Source organism: Pseudomonas costantinii (assembly GCF_001870435.1).
GTDB classification, from domain to species: domain Bacteria; phylum Pseudomonadota; class Gammaproteobacteria; order Pseudomonadales; family Pseudomonadaceae; genus Aquipseudomonas; species Aquipseudomonas costantinii.
This window is the reverse complement of the sequence record NZ_MDDR01000020.1, coordinates 47,568-66,008: the sequence shown is the minus strand read 5'-3', so window position 1 is coordinate 66,008 and position 18,441 is coordinate 47,568. Positions and strand designations below refer to the sequence as shown.

At 59.7% G+C, this 18,441-nt stretch carries 16 protein-coding genes; 7 read left to right on the top strand and 9 right to left on the bottom strand.

The window, feature by feature from the left end; translation table 11 throughout:
• Positions 1-40: 40 nt before the first annotated feature.
• Positions 41-670, top strand: coding sequence for a DNA-3-methyladenine glycosylase I (locus BFL40_RS10765; RefSeq protein WP_071483965.1), 630 nt, complete (start codon positions 41-43; stop codon positions 668-670).
• Positions 671-701: 31 nt separating this feature from the next.
• Here BFL40_RS10765 and BFL40_RS10760 read toward each other — a convergent pair whose 3' ends face one another.
• Both BFL40_RS10760 and pdxR read right to left on the bottom strand, forming a co-directional pair.
• The gene (locus BFL40_RS10760; protein WP_071483964.1) at positions 702-1,103 is read right to left on the bottom strand and encodes a cupin domain-containing protein; all 402 of its coding nucleotides are present in this window, start codon (positions 1,101-1,103) and stop codon (positions 702-704) included.
• Positions 1,104-1,187: 84 nt separating this feature from the next.
• Positions 1,188-2,621 carry a MocR-like pyridoxine biosynthesis transcription factor PdxR gene (pdxR, locus tag BFL40_RS10755; protein ID WP_071483963.1) on the bottom strand — a complete coding sequence of 478 codons (1,434 nt, stop codon included), beginning with the start codon at positions 2,619-2,621 and terminating at the stop codon, positions 1,188-1,190.
• A 153-nt stretch (positions 2,622-2,774) separates the two neighbouring features.
• Between pdxR and BFL40_RS10750 the strand changes: the two genes are divergently transcribed.
• On the top strand, positions 2,775-3,218 hold the full coding sequence (locus BFL40_RS10750) for a carboxymuconolactone decarboxylase family protein (protein WP_071483962.1): 444 nt from the start codon (positions 2,775-2,777) through the stop codon (positions 3,216-3,218).
• On the opposite strand, the gene BFL40_RS10745 is transcribed toward BFL40_RS10750, so the two are convergent.
• The 5 genes from BFL40_RS10745 to BFL40_RS10725 all read right to left on the bottom strand — a co-directional run bounded on the left by BFL40_RS10745 (position 3,219) and on the right by BFL40_RS10725 (position 8,765).
• Positions 3,219-3,986, bottom strand: a complete 768-nt coding sequence (locus tag BFL40_RS10745) for an SDR family oxidoreductase (RefSeq protein WP_071483961.1) — start codon at positions 3,984-3,986, stop codon at positions 3,219-3,221.
• 22 nt (positions 3,987-4,008) lie between these two features.
• Positions 4,009-5,076 (bottom strand): phosphotransferase family protein, encoded by a 1,068-nt coding sequence (locus tag BFL40_RS10740; protein ID WP_071483960.1) that lies wholly within the window; start codon positions 5,074-5,076, stop codon positions 4,009-4,011.
• A 130-nt stretch (positions 5,077-5,206) separates the two neighbouring features.
• Entirely contained in the window at positions 5,207-7,099 is a 1,893-nt protein-coding gene (locus BFL40_RS10735) for a pilus assembly protein TadG-related protein (protein ID WP_071483959.1), read from the bottom strand.
• Positions 7,100-7,193: 94 nt separating this feature from the next.
• Entirely contained in the window at positions 7,194-8,144 is a 951-nt protein-coding gene (locus BFL40_RS10730; RefSeq protein WP_071483958.1) for a 2-hydroxyacid dehydrogenase, read from the bottom strand.
• A 96-nt stretch (positions 8,145-8,240) separates the two neighbouring features.
• A complete protein-coding gene (locus tag BFL40_RS10725) occupies positions 8,241-8,765 on the bottom strand; it encodes a cysteine hydrolase family protein (protein WP_071483957.1) in 525 nt (174 codons plus the stop codon).
• Between the two features lie 440 nt (positions 8,766-9,205).
• On the opposite strand from BFL40_RS10725, the gene BFL40_RS10720 reads away from it, so the two are divergent.
• From BFL40_RS10720 to BFL40_RS10710, 3 genes are all read left to right on the top strand, one after another.
• The gene (locus BFL40_RS10720; protein ID WP_071483956.1) at positions 9,206-10,483 is read left to right on the top strand and encodes a serine/threonine transporter; all 1,278 of its coding nucleotides are present in this window, start codon (positions 9,206-9,208) and stop codon (positions 10,481-10,483) included.
• Between the two features lie 143 nt (positions 10,484-10,626).
• Positions 10,627-11,244: a ParB-like protein gene (locus BFL40_RS10715; protein WP_083374602.1), complete on the top strand. Its 618-nt coding sequence runs from the start codon at positions 10,627-10,629 to the stop codon at positions 11,242-11,244.
• The gene (locus BFL40_RS10710; RefSeq protein WP_071483954.1) at positions 11,234-12,880 is read left to right on the top strand and encodes a SulP family inorganic anion transporter; all 1,647 of its coding nucleotides are present in this window, start codon (positions 11,234-11,236) and stop codon (positions 12,878-12,880) included. The genes BFL40_RS10715 and BFL40_RS10710 overlap by 11 nt, the downstream gene beginning before the upstream one ends.
• Before the next feature lie 100 nt (positions 12,881-12,980).
• Here the strand turns inward: BFL40_RS10710 and acnB are convergent, their stop codons facing one another.
• Entirely contained in the window at positions 12,981-15,590 is a 2,610-nt protein-coding gene (acnB, locus tag BFL40_RS10705; protein WP_071483953.1) for a bifunctional aconitate hydratase 2/2-methylisocitrate dehydratase, read from the bottom strand.
• 394 nt (positions 15,591-15,984) lie between these two features.
• On the opposite strand from acnB, the gene BFL40_RS10700 reads away from it, so the two are divergent.
• A complete protein-coding gene (locus BFL40_RS10700) occupies positions 15,985-16,455 on the top strand; it encodes a DUF1289 domain-containing protein (protein ID WP_071483952.1) in 471 nt (156 codons plus the stop codon).
• Positions 16,456-16,511: 56 nt separating this feature from the next.
• On the opposite strand, the gene BFL40_RS10695 is transcribed toward BFL40_RS10700, so the two are convergent.
• Positions 16,512-17,363, bottom strand: a complete 852-nt coding sequence (locus BFL40_RS10695) for a LysR substrate-binding domain-containing protein (RefSeq protein WP_408003966.1) — start codon at positions 17,361-17,363, stop codon at positions 16,512-16,514.
• A 241-nt stretch (positions 17,364-17,604) separates the two neighbouring features.
• On the opposite strand from BFL40_RS10695, the gene BFL40_RS10690 reads away from it, so the two are divergent.
• Positions 17,605-18,441, top strand: a complete 837-nt coding sequence (locus tag BFL40_RS10690; RefSeq protein ID WP_071483950.1) for a transporter substrate-binding domain-containing protein — start codon at positions 17,605-17,607, stop codon at positions 18,439-18,441.

The window sequence follows — 18,441 nt, the reverse complement described above, 5'->3', positions numbered from 1 at the left end:
TTTTCGCTTATCATCCGCCGCTTGATACGTGAGGTGATGGATGGACACTGCAGGACTGACCACCGATGAAACAGGGCAAACCCACTGCACTTGGCGCACGGCCGCGGCCGAATACCCGCGCTACCACGACCACGAGTGGGGCGTGCCGGTGGCCGACGATATCCAGTTGTACGAGAAGATCTGCCTGGAAGGTTTTCAGGCGGGCATGGCGTGGATCACTATCTTGCGCAAGCGCGAGCAGTTCCGAGTGGCGTTTGAGGGCTTTGATTTTCGAAGGGTGGCGCAGTACGGCGAGGCGGATATCGAACGGTTGATGAATGACCCGGGCATCGTGCGCAATCGCGCGAAGATCGTGTCCACCATTAACAATGCGCGCAGGGCCTGCGAATTGGTGGATGAAACCGGTTCGTTGGCGCGTTGGTTATGGGCGTTTGAACCGAGTGATGAGGAACGCCCGGCGGTGCTGGATATGGCTTATTGGACAGCCAACCCAACATCACCGGCTTCGGTGCGCTTGTCGAAAGCCTTGAAGAAACGCGGCTGGACCTATGTCGGCCCGACCACGATGTATGCGCTGATGCAGGCGATGGGGATGGTTAATGATCACTTGGAAGGCTGCGTGTGCCGATCACAGATCGAAGACTTGCGCCGCCAGTTCAAACGCCCCTGACTCTCTGAGATTGATTTTGTGGTGTGGCTGATTACTGTGGCAGAGGCGTCAGCACCTCAGCCTTGTCATCCAGCACCATTACCACCAGCAGCTTGGCGGGCTTGGTCTGGCTGGCATTGCTCGATTCAAAGTGCCGCGAACCGGCCGGTTCGTAGAACGACTCACCCACCTTGTAGGTAATCGCTTTTTCATCGTTGACCCGTGAAGTGATTTCACCTTCCAGCACATACGCTACGGCGGTGCCAGTGTGGCTGTGGGGCACAGTGGCCTGGCCGGGGGCGTAGTCCACCGTGAGCATGATGGTTTTTTTGCCGGGCACATTGGTCAAGGCGTGCTCTTGCAGCACCTTGATCGATTCCTGGTTGTAGACCGGTTCATGGGCGAAGGCGCTGAGTGAGGCGAGCATCAGCGTGGTAGCGAGCAGTCGTTTCATGATGCGGGTTCCGTTTGGTTCGAGACCGCTTCACCCTACGCCGCAGGGTGTAGGTGACCAATGACCAATCCTGCGGAAAACCACCTAGCCAATCTGCTGGAGAATCTCGCGCACCCTGTCCAAGGCAGGGTCGATGTCGAGCAACTCGATTGCACCAAAACCAATGATCAGGCCGGACCTTACCGGCGCGTCATGAAAGAACACATCCACCGGGTACAACCCCACTTCCACCTGGCGTGCCAACGCCATCAGCAATGGGATATTCACCGGCACCTTGCACAGCGCCGCCATATGGAACCCGGCCACGGTGGGCACTGCTTCGAACCAGGGTGACAAGTCACCCGCCAGCCGCTGCAAAATACGCTCGCGGCGCCCGGCGTACACCGCATGGCAGCGGCGGATATGCTTGAGCAGATAACCTTCGTTGATGAACTTGGCCAGTGCCCATTGCGCCAGCGTGGAGCTGTGCTGATCGGTCAGTTGCTTGGCCTTGAGCACCGCGCCGTAAATGGCTGGCGGCAGTACGGTGTAACCCAGGCGTAGTTCGGGCAGCAGGGTTTTCGAGAAAGTCCCGACGTAGGTGACTACGCCCCGCGTGTCCATGCTTTGCAGGGAGTCGGTGGGGCGGCCTTCGTAGCGGAACTCGCTGTCGTAGTCATCTTCAATGATGATCGCCCCCAGCTCGAAAGCCCGCGCCAGCAAGGCTTCGCGCCGCGACAGGCTCATGGGCATGCCGAGCGGGAATTGGTGGGACGGCGTCACATAGATCAGCCGGGTGCCATCGGGGATTCTATCGACCTGGATGCCCTGTTCGTCGACGGGTATACCGGCAACCTTGGCCCCCATCGCCATGAACAACTGGCGCGCCGGGCTGTAGCCGGGGTCTTCCATGGCGACAATGCTGCCCGGTTCCAGCACCACACGGGCGATCAAGTCCAGCGCCTGTTGCGCGCCATTGGTGACCACGATGCTGTCGGCGCGGCATTTCACCCCACGGGAAAATGCGATATGCCCGGCGATGGCCTCGCGCAGCGCCGGCAGCCCTTCAGGCTGGCTGTAAAAGCCGCTGTTCTGCGCGATACGGCGCAAGGCGTCCTGGGTGCAGCGCCGCCATTCATCTTGGGGAAATTGATTGCGTGAGGTGGCGCCGCCGATAAATTCGTAGCGCAAGGTGCTGTCGCGTGTAGGGTGGCGCATGGGCGAGGGCAGTGCCGCCCATTTAGCCAGGTTGGAGGCGCAGGCCAGGTCGGTGGCGGTTTGCAGGCGTTCGGCCTGCGGCGCGTGGGCGTTGACGAAGGTGCCGCGGCCGGTCTTGCCCACCAGCAGGCCTTCGTAGGTCAGGGTGGCGTAGGTGTCGGACACGGTCTTGCGTGACACCCCCAACTGCTCGGCCAGCAAACGGCTGGGAGGCAGTTGCGCACCGGCGGTCAGGCGCCCGGACGCGATAGCTTCGCGCAACTGCCGGTACAGTTGGTCGGCCAGGTCCTTGCGGCCGTTGATCACCACGTGCAGTTCCATATTTCATCCCAAGGCTTCGATCTGCGCCAAGATTACTCGCTCGCGTGATTCGCTCAAAATGGTCTCTCGATAAACCGTCCGATTGGCTATAGGGCTGATGTCTCGCGGGCTCTAGGCTGGGTTGCCATTGTATCCGTTGCCCGAGAACTGCCCATGGAACCCCGCCTGGATTACCACACTGCCTCACCACAAGCGCTAAAAGGCATGTTGATGCTGGAGGCGAGCACCTTTGACTTGTCCATCGAAAAGCCATTGCTGGAGTTGATCAAAATCCGCGTCTCGCAACTCAACCACTGCGGGTTTTGTACCGATATGCACTCGATGGCGGCCCGGCAACGGGGAGAGACGGAGCGACGTTTGTTTGCGCTGTGCGTATGGCGTGATTCGCCATTTTTCAGCACGCGGGAGAAGGCCGCATTGGCCTGGAGTGAGTCGGTGGCGACGCTGCCGACTTCAAGCGTTTCGGATGAACTCTTTGCTGCGGTGCGCGTGGAGTTCAGCGAGCAGGAACTGGTGGACCTGACCATGGCGGTGTCCAGCATCAGTGGCTGGAACCGCCTGGCGGTGAGCTTTCGCCAGCAACCGCCGAACCCTTGATCAGGACAGGAAACCGCCGTCCACATTCAGCGATATACCGGTGGTATAGCTCGATGCGTCACTGGCCAGGTACAACACCGCGCCGGCCATTTCGCTGGGGTCAGCCACACGCTTGAGCGGGATCTGTGCCAGGGCCATTTTCAGGATCGAATCGTTCTTCACCAGCGCCGAGGCAAACTTGGTGTCGGTCAGGCCCGGCAGCAAGGCGTTGCAACGAATACCGAACGCCGCACATTCCTTGGCGAACACCTTGGTCATGTTGATCACGGCGGCCTTGGTCACCGAGTAGATACCCTGGAATACGCCGGGGGAAATGCCATTGATCGACGCCACGTTGATGATGCTGCCGCCGCCGTTCTCGCGCATTAGCTTGCCGGCTTCCACCGACATGAAGAAGTAGCCGCGAATGTTCACATCGACGGTCTTCTGGAATGCACCGAGGTCGGTATCCAGTACGTTGCAGAACTGTGGATTAGTCGCGGCATTGTTGACCAGGATATCCAGGCGGCCGAACTGCTCGCGGATACCGGAGAACACTTGAGTGATCTGCTCCATTTCACCGATATGGCACGCAACGGCGGTGGCTTTACCGCCGTCGGCGATGATCGCGTCGGCTACGTGTTGGCAGCCTTCCAGCTTGCGGCTGGAAACGATCACATGGGCGCCTTGCTGGGCCAGCAATTTGGCGATGGCTTCGCCGATACCACGGCTGGCGCCGGAGACAAAAGCGATTTTGCCATCGAGATCAAACAGGTCTGTCTTGGACATAGGGGTTCCTTGTTGTGTGCGATCAGAGCGCGGATTTGCCGATGACATTCAGGCTCATCTGCTCCAGCAGCTTGTTCATCTGGATGAACTGCGCAAAGCGTTTGTCCTGGGTCTGGCCGTGGAAGAAACGGTAGTAGATCTGCTGCACGATGCCGGCCAGGCGGAACAGGCCGTAGGTGTAGTAGAAGTCGAAATTGTCGATCTGGATGCCGGAGCGCTCGGCGTAATAGTCGACGAACTGGCGACGGGTGAGCATGCCGGGGGCGTTGCTCGGTTGTCGGCGCGTCATTTGCACCGGCGCAGGGTCAGTGGCTTCGATCCAGTAGGCGAGGGTGTTGCCCAAGTCCATCAGCGGGTCGCCCAACGTGGTCAGTTCCCAGTCCAGCACGCCGATGATCTGCATCGGGTTGTGCGGGTCGAGGATCACGTTGTCGAAGCGGTAGTCGTTGTGCACGATGCTTGAGGTCGGGTGGTCAGCCGGCATCTTGTCATTGAGCCAGGTGCGTACGACCTCCCAGCTTGGGGCGTCAGGGGTCAGGGCTTTTTCGTAGCGATCGCTCCAGCCGCGAATCTGGCGTGCCACATAGCCTTCGGGCTTGCCGAGGTCAGCCAGGCCGCAGGCGGTGTAGTCGACTTGGTGCAGTTCAACGAGCTTGTCGATAAAGCTTTTGCACAGGGCTTCGGTCTTGGGCGCGTCCAGGCCTAGTTCGGGCGGCAGGTCGGAGCGCAAAATGATGCCGTTGACCCGTTCCATCACATAGAACTCGGCGCCGATCACCGATTCATCGGTGCAGTGCACATAGGCTTTTGGGCAATAGGGAAAGCCGTCTTTGAGTTGGTTGAGAATGCGGTATTCGCGGCCCATGTCGTGGGCGGACTTGGCTTTGTGGCCAAACGGTGGGCGACGCAGCACAAACTCCTGGTTCGGGTACTCCAGCAGGTACGTCAAGTTAGACGCGCCGCCGGGAAACTGGCTGATTTTTACGTTGCCGCTCAAGCCTGGAATATGGGCCTTGAGGTAGGGATCGATCAGGCTGGCATCAAGTTCTTCGCCTGGGCGAATCTGGGTCGATTGGTCGTTAAGCGCCATGCTTATCCCTTCTGCTTATTCTAAAGGCCTTGGACTATTGGCTAATCTAATGCGCACAGCCGCCCACGGACAAGGTCGGGGCGGCTTAATAGGTTAGCGTGTTGGATGATGATCAGCGGGCTTGATGTGCTCAAATCACCAGCACGGCACGGCCACCCGGGGTGCAAGACAGGTTGGCACCGATTTCGACTTTCGCCAGGTCGACGCCCAGGCCAGCGAGCAGGTTATTGACGATGGGGTCGAGAAGGGGGGAGAGCACCCCGGCAATCAGTCCGCTCAGGGTGGAGAGCAGGCCGTTGAGCAGGCCAGTGACAATACCCAGTACGGCGCCCAGGAGGCTGGCCATTGTCGGCGTGTGGTTGATAAATTGGATGCCGGTCAGCGTGTCTTTGAGGCTGCCGACCACATTTGAGGCAGCAAACTGAAAATAGTCAGGTTTCTGATTAATGGCGGGCGGCTTGAGGTAGGTGTGCGCGAGCTCGGTCCTGGCGACACTGCTGTCGATGCGGATACCCAGCCCGCCTGCCGCAAATGCTTCCCTGTCGCTACAGACGCCAGTACCGCGCTTGCAGGTTTTGGTGCCGATATCCACCACCGGGTACTCATTGACTTGGAGTTTTTCTTTGGACGAGAACAGATTCTTGGGATCAACCTGGCCAATCATTACGCGTAATGCAGAGGTTTCTCCGAGCGTCGACAATGACGTGTTATTGCTGTCGCAACTGTAGCCAGTGACCTGCGCACTGCCACCTGCGGCTTCCAGCGCGATGTCGAGTTTGTCGCCGATTTCAAGGCTGGTTACCAGGCAGCAATTGGGGTCGAGCAGTCCCAAAAGGCCGCCCAGTACATCGTTCAGTAGTTGTACCAGGCCGCCGAGTACATTATTGACTACCGTTACGATCGGCAACTTCACGGAAATCAAGGTCCTGACCTGCGCCGTCCTCACGAAGATCGGCTGGGTAGCGATCAACTGCGGGTTACCAATAGCAGAGATCTGGGCGGGCTCAATGACCCGGGTCATCACCGTGATATTCAGCAGGCCCAACACATCCACCGGCAAATCGACCGCCACTGCGTTGGCTTTGTTCGAGAGCTGTACAAACCCCTGGATCAGGTTGAACAGTTGCAGGTTGACGTCCAGGGCACTTTTGTCTGTGCCATTTTGAATATTGACCAGATCGCCCAGGTGCAGGATCTGCGTGCCTGGCGCAATCAGTTTGATCGCTTCGAGGTTATTGATCACCACCTTGACCGCATCGCCGCCCACCTTGAGCACATCGATTGCGGCCTGAATCAACTGGCCGACGGTGGCGTCGGTCTTGAGCAACTGATCGTAGTTGCCGGCACTGACGTTCAGGCGGATGGCCAAGGCATCCAGGTAGTTGAGCAAGCTGATATCGGTGTTGATCAAGCCATTCCAGCCCACCGCGTCGAGTTGCAACTTGCCGCCCAGCAAGCCGCCGATCAAGCCGTTGAGTACCGCAGACTTAGTGCTGTCGACGGTCAACAAGGTGCTGCGAACCGTGAGTGACGCAACCGGCGGAGCAGGGGCGGCGGCCACGGCGGTGGCACTCAGGAGTGTCGTCAGGCTGACGGGTTGTGCCGAAAACAGGGTGAGCAAGGCATGGGCAATGCTGGTGGCGACGCGATGGGTGGCGATGACCTGGATGGCGTCGGCTTTGGCGGGGTTGGCGCTGAAGGTGCGCATAAAATCAGCGCCGGTGGTCAAGGTGCCGCACGCGACGGCCAGGGTGCGATTTGCATCGACCGTGAAATTATTGCGTGTAGCGCTTTCAACCGCGAACTGCGCGGCGTTGATACTCGGCGCCGCGCACTTGCCACCTCGGCTTACCGCTTCCAACGCCGCCGTGTCGACGACGCGCTGCAGTTTGCGCTTCTCCAGGTACAAGCGACCGCTGTCGACCACCAGCAACAAAAACAACAACGCGAGCCCAAGAGTCCCGGCGCCCATCAAACCGATGACACCGCGTTGGCGGGCTGGGCCGCGTCCATGGCCAAACATTGCGCGTTCCTTCGCCGGTCATGTACCGACGTCCTGAGCATCCCCGCAAGCAGTGTAGTCAGGTTTTAGAATGGTGATGGCTATTCGCTACTGGTTAGTTGCGCGGCGGCAACGTGACCGGCGTCAGCACCGGCCGGCCGGCGAAGTATTCCACCAGATTGTCAGCCACGCGTTGCACGGTGTCGTGGGCCGCTTCCGGCGACAAGCCCGCCACATGAGAGGTCAGCACGGTATTGCTCAGGCGCTTGAGGGTGTCGGGCACTTTGGGCTCGTCGTCGAACACGTCCAGGGCCGCGCCGCCGATACGCCGTTGTTCAAGCGCGGCCACCAGGTCGGCGGTGACCACTACGCTGCCGCGGCCGATGTTCACCAGATAGCCGTTCGGCCCCAAGGCATCGAGGGCATGGCGATCGATCAAGTGGCGGGTGCTCGCACCGCCGGGGGTGGCCAGGATCAGGAAGTCCGACGTGCGCGCCAGCTCCACAGCCGTCGCGCAGTAGGTGTAGTCCACATCATCACGGGGCTGGCGGTTGTGGTAACTCACCTCCATGCCGAACCCCAAGGCAGCGCGCTTGGCGATCTCCATGCCCACCGCGCCGAGCCCGAGAATGCCCAACTGCTTGCCGCCCAGGGAAGGGCGCATCACCTTCGGCCATTCGTTGCGTCGTACCGCCGCGTCCGTCTGAGGAATACCCCTTACCAGCGACAGCAACAACGCCATGGCGTGATCGGCCACCGACGGCGCATTCACCCCGGCGCCGTTAGTCACGACGATTCCGCGATTGCTGGCTGCCTGCAGGTCCACATGCTCATAGCCGGCGCCGATCACGCAGATAATCTCCAGCAGCGGCAGCGCTGCGATCTCCTCGGCATACAACCCCAGCGGCCCACGGGTCAGCACCGCCTTGATTTGCCCGCCATGGGCCTTGATCGCCTGGGCGCGTTCAGCCGGCGTCGGCGCCAGAATCAAATGAAAGTCGTTGCCCTCGATGATTTGCAGGTATTCATTGATGGTTTCAACCAGGACCAGAACAGTGGTGGACATCGGAAGGCTCTTCCTGAAGGGTTTGAGAGGATGAGTATGCGGGATTTGTAAGACAGAACGTTTTGTTCAGTCAGAAAAAATCCCGCCCAAGTACCCCTAGAACTCAATATTCTGCGCTTTCACCCGCTTCACAAACGCCCCTGCCAACGTCGCATTGTGATGCTCGATGATTGCCTCGGCCGACAACGCCGGTGTGTCCATACAAGTATGGCCGTCCTCCGGCAAGGTCACCGAAAAACCCAGTTCCACAGCGACTCGGCAGGTGGTGTCGACGCAGAACTGGGTTTTCATCCCCACAACCACCAGTTCATTGACCTGCGCTGCCGCCAGTTGCTGCGCCAGATCAGTGCCCAGGAAGCAACTGGGGCGCGTTTTGTTGAACAGGTGGTCGCAGGCATCGTCGACCTCAAGGCCGGGCCAGAGCTGCCACAGTGGGCTGCCTGCTTCGATCGGTGAACCTGCCGGGCCGGTGTGGCGGGCGACAAAGATCGGTGCGTTGGCTTTGCGGGCGCGGTGGATAAGCCGGTTAATGGTGTCCAGCACACGTTCACGTTCGAATGGCTTGTCGGGGCCATCGTACAGGCCATTTTGCATATCGATGATCAGCAGGGCTGCGCTCATGGTGTTGCTCCTTGTGATTGCCGGATGGCGGAGCAATAAAAAGGCCCCGTCCATTGCTGGCGGGGCCTTCGGTTGATTCCTGGGTGTCTCTAGTTCAAGCACCCACAGCAACCGCACGACCCGCCGTAAGCGGTCGTGGTGGTGCGGGTGAGGAACAGCTGAATAAGGTTCATGGCCTGATCATGCTGGGGCAGGCGCGAGGTTGTCAACGGATGTGTCCGGTTTCTGCTCGGGTAAGAATGTATATTCGTCCGACGCTGGAGCCTGCGAAAAACGCCGCTATAGCCGCTCTTGAGCCACTGCACCGCATAACCGTTCCTCAGCTAAGTCTTTGCTTATTCGAAAGAATCCCGGAGAATCGCGCGCTTGTTATGGCTGGGGCGCTGCCTGTCAGGTTTTTCTGACTCGTCCTGGCCGTGTGAATGCGGAGATCCGACCGGATGAATGATCAGGCCAATAGCGTCGACGAACGCTATGAGACGACACCTGCAACCCTCACAAGCTGGAGCCGCCAGGACACCACCTGGATGCTCGGCCTGTTCGGCACCGCCATTGGCGCCGGTACTTTGTTCTTGCCAATCAACGCGGGCCTCGGGGGCTTCTGGCCGCTGGTGATCCTGGCCGTACTGGCATTCCCGATGACGTTCTTTGCCCACCGTGGCCTGACCCGTTTCGTACTGTCTGGCCGTGACGGCTCCGACATCACCGACGTGGTTGAAGAACACTTCGGCCTTAAGGCCGGTGCACTGATCACATTGTTGTACTTCTTCGCGATCTTCCCGATCCTGCTGATCTACAGCGTGGCGCTGACCAACACCGTCAGCAGCTTCATGGAGCACCAGTTGCACATCATGCCGCCGCCACGGGCGATCCTGGCATTTGTGCTGATCCTCGGCCTGTTGGCCGTGGTGCGCTGCGGTGAGCAGGTGATCGTCAAGGCCATGAGCCTGATGGTGTATCCGTTTATCGTCGCCTTGCTGTTCCTGGCCGTTTACCTGATCCCGCACTGGAACGGTGGCATCCTCAGCACCGCCCGTGAGGTCCCGGCACCTTCGGCGTTGCTCAGCACGCTGTGGCTGGCGATTCCGGTGATGGTGTTCTCGTTCAACCATTCGCCGATCATCTCGGCCTTCGCGGTTGACCAGAAACGCCAGTACGGCGCAAACGCCGATGAGCGCAGCTCGCAGATCCTGTCCCGCGCGCACCTGTTGATGGTGGTGATGGTGCTGTTCTTCGTGTTCAGTTGCGTACTGACCCTGTCGCCGGCGCAGTTGGCCGAGGCGAAAGCGCAGAACCTGTCGATCCTGTCGTACCTGGCCAACCACTTCGACAACCCGACCATCGCCTTCGCTGCGCCGTTGATTGCATTCGTGGCGATTGCCAAGTCGTTCCTGGGCCATTACATCGGCGCCAGCGAAGGCCTCAAGGGCCTGGTGCTCAAGACGGGGCGCCGCCCGGCAGCCAAGTCCCTGGACCGCATGACCGCCGCGTTCATGTTGGTGGTGTGCTGGCTCGTCGCCACGCTTAACCCAAGCATTCTGGGCATGATCGAGACCCTGGGCGGCCCGGTGATTGCGTCGATCTTGTTCCTGATGCCGATGTACGCCATCCGTAAGGTGCCGGCCATGGCTAAATACCGTGGGCAGGCGTCCAACGTGTTCGTCACCGCGGTAGGCCTGGTCGCGATTACCGCATTGATTTACTCGCTGATGTCCTGATAGCGGGCTGCACCCTCTAAAGCCGATTCGCGCACACCGCGAATCGGCTTTTTTGTGTCCGTAAAACCTGTCCGGACTCAACCCCAGGGTCCGCAATGAGGGCTAAGCTGTCGGCTTACTGGTTTCCTTATTTGGAGATGTCCATGGCCCGGCCCCGTCCGCAACTGATCACCAGCAAGCTGGAAAAACTGCATCCCACACAATTGACCGTCGGCATGGCTGAGGTCGCCGTCAAGCGTGAAGCCTGGACCAAGCTCAAGCGTAAGGAGCGCGACGCCGCGCTCGACAAGCACTGGTTTCCTTGCGTGCTGGGGCCGGACGAGCGCTATTACATTACGGATCATCACCATTTCGGCCTGGCGCTGCTGCTGGAGGAGGTCAAGAACGTTTCACTGTTGATGCTCAAGGACCTGTCATTCGTGGAGCGCAGCACCTTCTGGAATGTCATGGCGTTCAACCAGTGGGTGCATCCCTACGATGCGCGCGGTTTGCGTCGTACCTATGAAGCCATCCCCCGACGGATTACCGACTTGCAGGACGACCCTTATCGCAGCCTGGCGGGCATGTTGCGTACAGCCGGTGGTTACGCCAAGGACGCCACGCCGTTCAGTGAGTTTCTCTGGGCGGACTTCTTCCGTAGCCGCATCGGCAGCGACGTGGTCAACCAGCCGAATGCCAAGCTATTGAGCAAGGCCATGGGCCTGGCGCGCAGCCAGGAAGCGCGTTATTTGCCGGGATGGGTTGGGCCGATTGAAAACTGAAACCGATACACCGGCGGCTATACCCCCCAATCGCTTGCAGGATGTACTCGCCGGGCTGGCGATTGCAGGCTTGTTGCTGCCCGAAGCGGTGGCGTATTCCAGCATCGCCGCTTTGCCACCCCAGGCCGGGGTGATTGCATTATTTGCGGGGCTGGTGTGCTACGGCCTGTTCGGCACCAGCCGTTTTGCGATTGTTTCGGCCACATCGTCTTCGGCGGCGGTACTGGCCGCTGCCACCGCCAGCCTGGCGGGCGGTGACCCGGCGCTGAGGCTGTCCCTGGCGTTCGGGCTGGTGCTGATCACTGGGGTGCTGTTCCTGTTGGCCGGGCTGTTCAAGCTCGGGGGCGTCACCTCGTTTATCGCCAAACCGGTGTTGCGCGGTTTCGCCTTCGGTCTGGCGCTGACCATCATTCTCAAGCAACTGGCCGGCGTGGTCGGTGTGCACCTGACCGACAACAACCTGATCCGCTTCCTGCCGCAGTTGCTGGAGCAGTTGCCGCGTTGGAACTGGCCGGCAGCCATGGTGGCTGCGACGGCCTTGATGGTGTTGTGGCTGTGCGCGCGTATTCCAAGGCTTCCAGGCGGGCTGCTGGTGGTGATCCTGGGCATCGTTGCCGGGCAGTATCTGGATTTACAGGCGCACGGTGTGGCGCTGATCGGTCTGATCGACTTGCGCCTGGAGCTGGGACATTTTCCAGACCTGCCGTTCGCCGATTGGCTGCGCTTGGGCGAGCTGGCGTTTGCTTTGGTCATGATCCTGTACGCGGAGTCCTATGGTTCTATCAGTTCATTCGCGCTTAAGCACGGCGACCGCGTGTCATCCAATCGCGACTTGCTGGCGTTGGGTGCGGCCAACCTGGTGTCCGGGTTGTTTCACGGAATGCCCGCCGGTGCAGGGTATTCGGCGACTTCAGCCAATGAGGCGGCGGGTGCAGGTTCGCGTTTGGCTGGGGTTGTCGCCGCGCTGGTGGTGTTGCTGATCGTATTGACGGTGCTGCCGTATGTCGCGCTGACCCCGGAACCGGTGCTCGCGGCCATCGTGATCTATGCGTTGGCGCGTGGCTTGAGTTTGCAACCGCTGGGGCGCTATTTCCTTTGGCGACGCGACCGTTTGCTGGTGATTTGTGCGGTGGCGGCGGTGCTGGTGCTCGGTGTGCTGGATGGTTTGCTGGTAGCGGTGGCAATCAGTGTGGTGTTGATGTTGCGCCAAATGTCGTCGGCAGATATCCAGGTGCTTGGACGCTTGGGCAGCGGTCATGACTTTGTTGATCGTCAGCATCATGCCGATGCGGTGGACGTGCCGGGCCTGCTGATCGTGCGGCCCAGTGAAGCGCTGTTTTTCGCGAATGCCGAACGCATTCTGGGCGCGGCCTTGCGCCTGATGCGCCAGTCGCCGGTAGAGGCGGTGGTGCTGAGCCTGGAAGAGTCGCCTGATCTGGATGGCACCAGTATCGAAGCGCTGGCGGCGTTTTTCGCGCAAGTACAGGGGGAGGGCAAGCGTCTGGTGCTGGCTCGCGTGCGCCATGAGGCCCTGGAAGTGTTGCAAGCCCTGCCGGAAGCGGTTGCGCCAAGGGTGTTGCTCAGCGCCTTGAGCGTTGACGGCGCGGTGCAGCTGGCGCTGCAGGGTAAGGCGTGACGCAGAGCGTCACTGGCGGTATTCCCACGCGGAGCGTGGGAACGATCAAAAAAAACGCCGCGTATCTTGCGATACGCGGCGTTTTTTACGTCAACACACCTTAGGCTTGAATCACCGGGATGTTGGCGCTTGCTGCGATTTTGCGGAACTCGGCGATCTGGTCGAAGTTCAGGTAGCGGTAGACGTCACTGGCCATGGTATCCAGTTTCGCTGCGTAACCCATGTACTCTTCGACGGTCGGCAGGCGACCCAGCGTGGAGGCTACTGCCGCCAGCTCAGCCGATGCCAGGTAGACGTTCGCGCCATCACCCAGACGGTTCGGGAAGTTACGGGTCGACGTCGACACCACGGTCGAGTTCGGTTCTACACGTGCCTGGTTGCCCATGCACAGCGAGCAGCCCGGCATTTCCATGCGCGCGCCAGCCTTGCCGTAGATGCCGTAGTAGCCTTCTTCGGTCAGTTGGTGAGCGTCCATCTTGGTCGGCGGCGACAGCCACAGACGGGTTGGCAGCTGACCCTTGACCTGCTCCAGCAGCTTACCGGCAGCGCGGAAGTGACCGATGTTGGTCATGCACGAGCCGATGAACACTTCGTCGATCTTCTCGCCGGCAACGCTGGACAACAGACGAGCATCGTCCGGGTCGTTTGGCGCGCAGAGGATAGGCTCCTTGATGTCGGCCAGGTCGATCTCGATGATTTCGGCGTATTCCGCGTCGGCATCGGCAACCATCAGCTGCGGGTTGGCGACCCAGGCTTCCATCGCTTGGGCGCGACGTTCCAGGGTACGCGCATCGCCGTAGCCTTCGCCGATCATCCAGCGCAGCAGGGTGATGTTGGAGTTCAGATACTCGGTGACCGACGCTTCCGACAGCTTGATGGTGCAACCGGCAGCCGAACGTTCAGCCGAGGCGTCGGACAGCTCGAAAGCTTGTTCCAGCGTCAGGTCGTTCAGGCCTTCGATTTCCAGGATGCGGCCAGAGAAGGCGTTCTTCTTGCCCTTCTTCTCTACAGTCAGCAGACCCGATTGGATCGCGTAGTAAGGAATGGCATGAACCAGGTCACGCAGGGTGATGCCAGGTTTCATTTTGCCTTTGAAGCGCACCAGGATCGATTCCGGCATATCCAGTGGCATTACGCCAGTGGCTGCGGCGAACGCGACCAGACCGGAACCGGCCGGGAACGAGATGCCCATCGGGAAACGGGTGTGGGAGTCACCACCAGTACCGACGGTGTCCGGCAGCAGCATGCGGTTCAGCCAGCTGTGGATGATGCCGTCGCCTGGACGCAGCGATACACCGCCACGGGTCATGATGAAGTCAGGCAGAGTGTGGTGGGTGGTCACGTCGATCGGCTTTGGATACGCCGCGGTGTGGCAGAAAGACTGCATCACCAGATCGGTCGAGAAGCCCAGGCACGCCAAGTCTTTCAGTTCGTCACGGGTCATAGGACCGGTGGTGTCCTGGGAACCCACGGTGGTCATCTTCGGCTCGCAGTAGGTGCCAGGGCGAACGCCTTTGCCTTCTGCCAGGCCGCACGCTTTGCCGACCATTTTCTGTGCCAGGGTGTAGCCCTTGCCGGTATCGACAGGTGCTTCAGGCAGTTTGAACAGATCGGTAGGGCCCAGGCCCAGCTCGGCGCGAGCTTTCTCGGTCAGGCCACGGCCGATGATCAGCGGGATACGACCGCCGGCACGGACTTCGTCCAACAGGACCGGGGTCTTCATTTCGAAGGTGGTCAGGACTTCATCGCTGTTGTGCTTGGTGACTTTGCCAGCATGCGGGTACAGGTCGATCACGTCGCCCATGTTCATGTTGGTGACGTCGAATTCGATTGGCAGTGCGCCGGCATCTTCCATGGTGTTGTAGAAGATTGGAGCGATCTTGCTGCCGAAGCAGAAGCCGCCGGCGCGCTTGTTCGGTACGTAAGGAACGTCGTCGCCGAAGAACCACAGTACGGAGTTGGTTGCCGATTTACGCGACGAACCGGTACCGACTACGTCACCGACGTAGGCGATAGGGAAGCCTTGGCCGCGCATCTCTTCGATCTGCTTCATCGGGCCGGTCTTGCCTTGCTCGTCCGGCACGATGCCTTCGCGAGCCATTTTCAACATGGCCAGGGCGTGCAGCGGGATGTCAGGACGGGACCAGGCATCAGGCGCAGGGGACAGGTCGTCGGTGTTGGTTTCGCCGGTGACCTTGAACACGCGCAGGCTGATCTTGTCGGCCAGGGTTGGGCGGTTCTTGAACCACTCGCCGTCGGCCCAGGACTGGATCACGGCTTTAGCGTGTTCGTTGCCGTTCTTGGCTTTTTCAGCCACGTCGTGGAACGCATCGAACATCAGCAGGGTGTGCTTGAGTTGGGCAGCGGCGACAGGCGCCAGCTCGGCGTCGTCCAGCAGCTCGACCAGGGTCACGATGTTGTAGCCGCCTTGCATGGTGCCAAGCAGTTCAACAGCGCGTTTCTTGCTGATCAGGGGGGAAGACGCTTGGCCCTTGGCCAGGGCAGACAGGAAACCGGCCTTGACGTAGGCAGCTTCGTCAACGCCTGGTGGAATGCGGTTGGTGATCAGGTCAACGAGGAATTCTTCTTCGCCAGCCGGGGGATTTTTCAGCAGCTCGACCAGGCCTGCGGTTTGTTCGGCGTTAAGCGGCTGGGGAACGATACCCAGTGCTGCGCGCTCTTCGATATGTTTGCGGTAGGCTTCAAGCACAGTTATTACCCTCATCAGTGGTCCCACGGGACGCTCATCCAGAAATGATCGACACGCATGCGCTCGGGGGCTTTTTGGGCCGCAAAGCCAGCGCTGCCGGCATTTCTCACAGAAGCTGCTTTCAAAGTTTTACGCCTGCAGAGCGGAGCTGATGAGGGTTGGCGTTGGCTATTTACCGGGTAAATAACCGTCGCCAACACCGCTCTGAAGGAACGACTGTGCTCGTGACGCTTTGAAAACAGCTTCCAATGGATTATTGGCGCCTTACAAGGCCGGATGATTCTACGGCAAAAAATTTCTAAAGGTAAGTTGCCACGCTAAGTTTGCTGGGTGATGAACCTTAGACAAAGGGCTAACATGGCGCACTGTTTCGCTGATTTGCGTGTCGCTGCCCATGTCCAACCAAACCATCAAGACCCCCTGCGTCGGCCTGTGCTCCACGGTTTACGGCGATCTCGTGTGCCGTGGCTGCAAGCGCTTCCACCATGAGGTGATCCAGTGGAATGGCTATAACGAAGAAGAAAAGCGCGCCGTATGGCTCAGGCTTGAGCAGCTGTTGGTACAGGTGATGGCCGCTAAACTGGAAGTCTTCGACCCCAAGACCCTGCGCGGGCAACTGGAGCAACGCAAGATCCGCTTTGTACCGCATCAGTCCGAGTATTGCTGGGCCTACCAGTTAATCGCCCGAGGCGCGCGGGTGATTTCCAACCTTGAAGCCTATGGCATGGTGCTGTTGCCGGAGTTTCGCGACTGGGCGTTGCCGGAGTTGCGCGATGCCATTGATCGGGAGTTCTTTATCCTGTCCGAAGCCCATTACCAGCGCTACATCGCGCCGGGGTTTCTCAAGGATGCGCTGGGACGCTGACGGGTGAGGTCAATGTGGGAGCCGGCTGGCTTGCGATAGCGAATACACACAAACCCTCAAAGCCCCTGGCTTCCCCGAATCAAGTCATAAGCCTTGCGCGCAATTGGATTCGCCGTATTCGGTCGTATCCACAAATAATAAGTAACGTCAGGCATACGGGGCAGCCCATCCGTCTCCCCCAACACCCGCATATCCGGCCCTAACATCTCCATACTCCGTGGCGTCACCCCCAGCCCCGCGCGGGTCGCAGCCTTGATCCCAATCAGATTCGACGCCAAATACGCCTGCCGCCAAGGAATATTTGCCCGCTCCAGCGCCTCCAGCGCATAACGCCGATAAATGCTCGGCTCATCCACCAGAATCAACGGTAACGGCTCACTGGGCTGGTGCATGTACTGCGCCGAACAAATCCACCACACCGGCGACGTCCGCAACGCGAACCCTTCAAGATTCGGATCGGAGCGGGTGGAAATCACCATGTCCACCTTGCCTCGATGCAAGTCGTCCATCAGAAAAGGACTGCGGCCCACATCAATTTCCAGGCGCAGGCGCGGCGCCGAGCGGGCGATATGGCTAAGGATCGGCGGCAGGATGGTGTCGGCGATGTCGTGGGGCGAGCCGATGCGCAACACACCACTCAGGCTGCTTTCGCGCAGGGAATTCAAGGCGTCGTCATTCAACGAGAGCATCTGCCGCGCATGACGCAACAGCTGTAAGCCCGGCTCAGTCAGCTGTTTTTGCCGCCCACGCTTTTCGAACAGGCTCACGCCTACTTGCTGCTCCAGGCGCTGCATATGCTGGGTCACGGACGACTGAGTGCGCGCCAGGTGCGTGCCGGCTTCGGCGAAGCTGTGGTGGTCGACCACGGCAATAAAGGTGCGCAGGAGTTCAAGGTCGAGGGTCGACATGGCCATTTCCAGAGGCGGTTTTACATCAAGGGTGTGAAGTTAAACATTACAGATTTTTATGTGTTCTTGAAGAATCATTTTTTAAGGGTCAATAAAATATGGGATATATCTGAATCAAAGGCCGTCCTGATACGGCAAGTTATAACGATATGAGATATTTGAATTTCCGTTGCGTTCGCACTCTCCCTAGCATGCCCTCCATCAGATCGGGGTACGCCGATCATTAGCCAGGGGAAGTTCCATGATGTTCGAGCGTGCGGCGGTAAAAAAATGGTTGCCAGTGGCCTTGGGGGCGATGATTGCCTTGGGCGGCAGCGTGGTGGTGCAGGCCGATGCGACGCTGGACAAAATTGAGCAGCGCCATGTGTTGGTCGTCGGCGTGCTGCTTTCCGGTGGCCCGTTTGGCAGCATTGACCCCGCCACTCAGAAGCCCAAGGGCTTGAACGTCGACCTGGCCAATGAGCTGGGCCGTCAGCTTAAAGCCGAGGTGCAACTGGTGCCGGTACTGCCCGCCAATCGCGTGCAGTTCCTGCAACAAGGCAAGGTCGACCTGCTGATCGCTAACATGGAATGGACCGCCGAGCGCGGCGAAATCCTCGGTTTTGTGCCGACGCCGTTCTACCGCGTTGGCGGCAGCGCGGCGGTGCTCAAAGACAGCAAGATTACGCGCTGGGAAGACCTCAAGGACCAACCGGTGTGCACCTCCCAAGGCAGCAGCTACGTGAAGCCGCTGACCGAGTTCGGCGCACAGATCAAGGCGTTCAAGAGTTCGTCCGAATCGCTGCTGGCCCTGCGTGGCAATAACTGCGTAGCGGCGGTGCATGACGCCACTCTGATCAACCCGTTGATCAATGACAGTGCCGAATGGAAGGACTACCGCGCCATCAGCCCGGAACTCAACCCGGCGCCCTCCGTCATCTGGACCCGTCGCGGCGAAAGCGACACCCAGGCCAAGCTCGACCCGATCGTCAAGGAACTGCACCGCAACGGCTGGTTGATCGACGCCCAGACCCGTAATCACATCAGCCCGGCGTCGCCGGCGCTGGTGGAGTTGCAGAAACAGTTCAAGGGCGCTTGA

Bases quoted from the DNA above. Each gene is read 5' to 3' on its own strand.
- BFL40_RS10765 (WP_071483965.1), top strand. From the start codon at position 41: ATGGACACTGCAGGACTGACCACCGATGAAACAGGGCAAACCCACTGC.
- BFL40_RS10760 (WP_071483964.1), bottom strand. From the start codon at position 1,103: ATGAAACGACTGCTCGCTACCACGCTGATGCTCGCCTCACTCAGCGCC.
- pdxR (WP_071483963.1), bottom strand. From the start codon at position 2,621: ATGGAACTGCACGTGGTGATCAACGGCCGCAAGGACCTGGCCGACCAA.
- BFL40_RS10750 (WP_071483962.1), top strand. From the start codon at position 2,775: ATGGAACCCCGCCTGGATTACCACACTGCCTCACCACAAGCGCTAAAA.
- BFL40_RS10745 (WP_071483961.1), bottom strand. From the start codon at position 3,986: ATGTCCAAGACAGACCTGTTTGATCTCGATGGCAAAATCGCTTTTGTC.
- BFL40_RS10740 (WP_071483960.1), bottom strand. From the start codon at position 5,076: ATGGCGCTTAACGACCAATCGACCCAGATTCGCCCAGGCGAAGAACTT.
- BFL40_RS10735 (WP_071483959.1), bottom strand. From the start codon at position 7,099: ATGTTTGGCCATGGACGCGGCCCAGCCCGCCAACGCGGTGTCATCGGT.
- BFL40_RS10730 (WP_071483958.1), bottom strand. From the start codon at position 8,144: ATGTCCACCACTGTTCTGGTCCTGGTTGAAACCATCAATGAATACCTG.
- BFL40_RS10725 (WP_071483957.1), bottom strand. From the start codon at position 8,765: ATGAGCGCAGCCCTGCTGATCATCGATATGCAAAATGGCCTGTACGAT.
- BFL40_RS10720 (WP_071483956.1), top strand. From the start codon at position 9,206: ATGAATGATCAGGCCAATAGCGTCGACGAACGCTATGAGACGACACCT.
- BFL40_RS10715 (WP_083374602.1), top strand. From the start codon at position 10,627: ATGGCCCGGCCCCGTCCGCAACTGATCACCAGCAAGCTGGAAAAACTG.
- BFL40_RS10700 (WP_071483952.1), top strand. From the start codon at position 15,985: ATGTCCAACCAAACCATCAAGACCCCCTGCGTCGGCCTGTGCTCCACG.
- BFL40_RS10695 (WP_408003966.1), bottom strand. From the start codon at position 17,363: ATGTCGACCCTCGACCTTGAACTCCTGCGCACCTTTATTGCCGTGGTC.
- BFL40_RS10690 (WP_071483950.1), top strand. From the start codon at position 17,605: ATGATGTTCGAGCGTGCGGCGGTAAAAAAATGGTTGCCAGTGGCCTTG.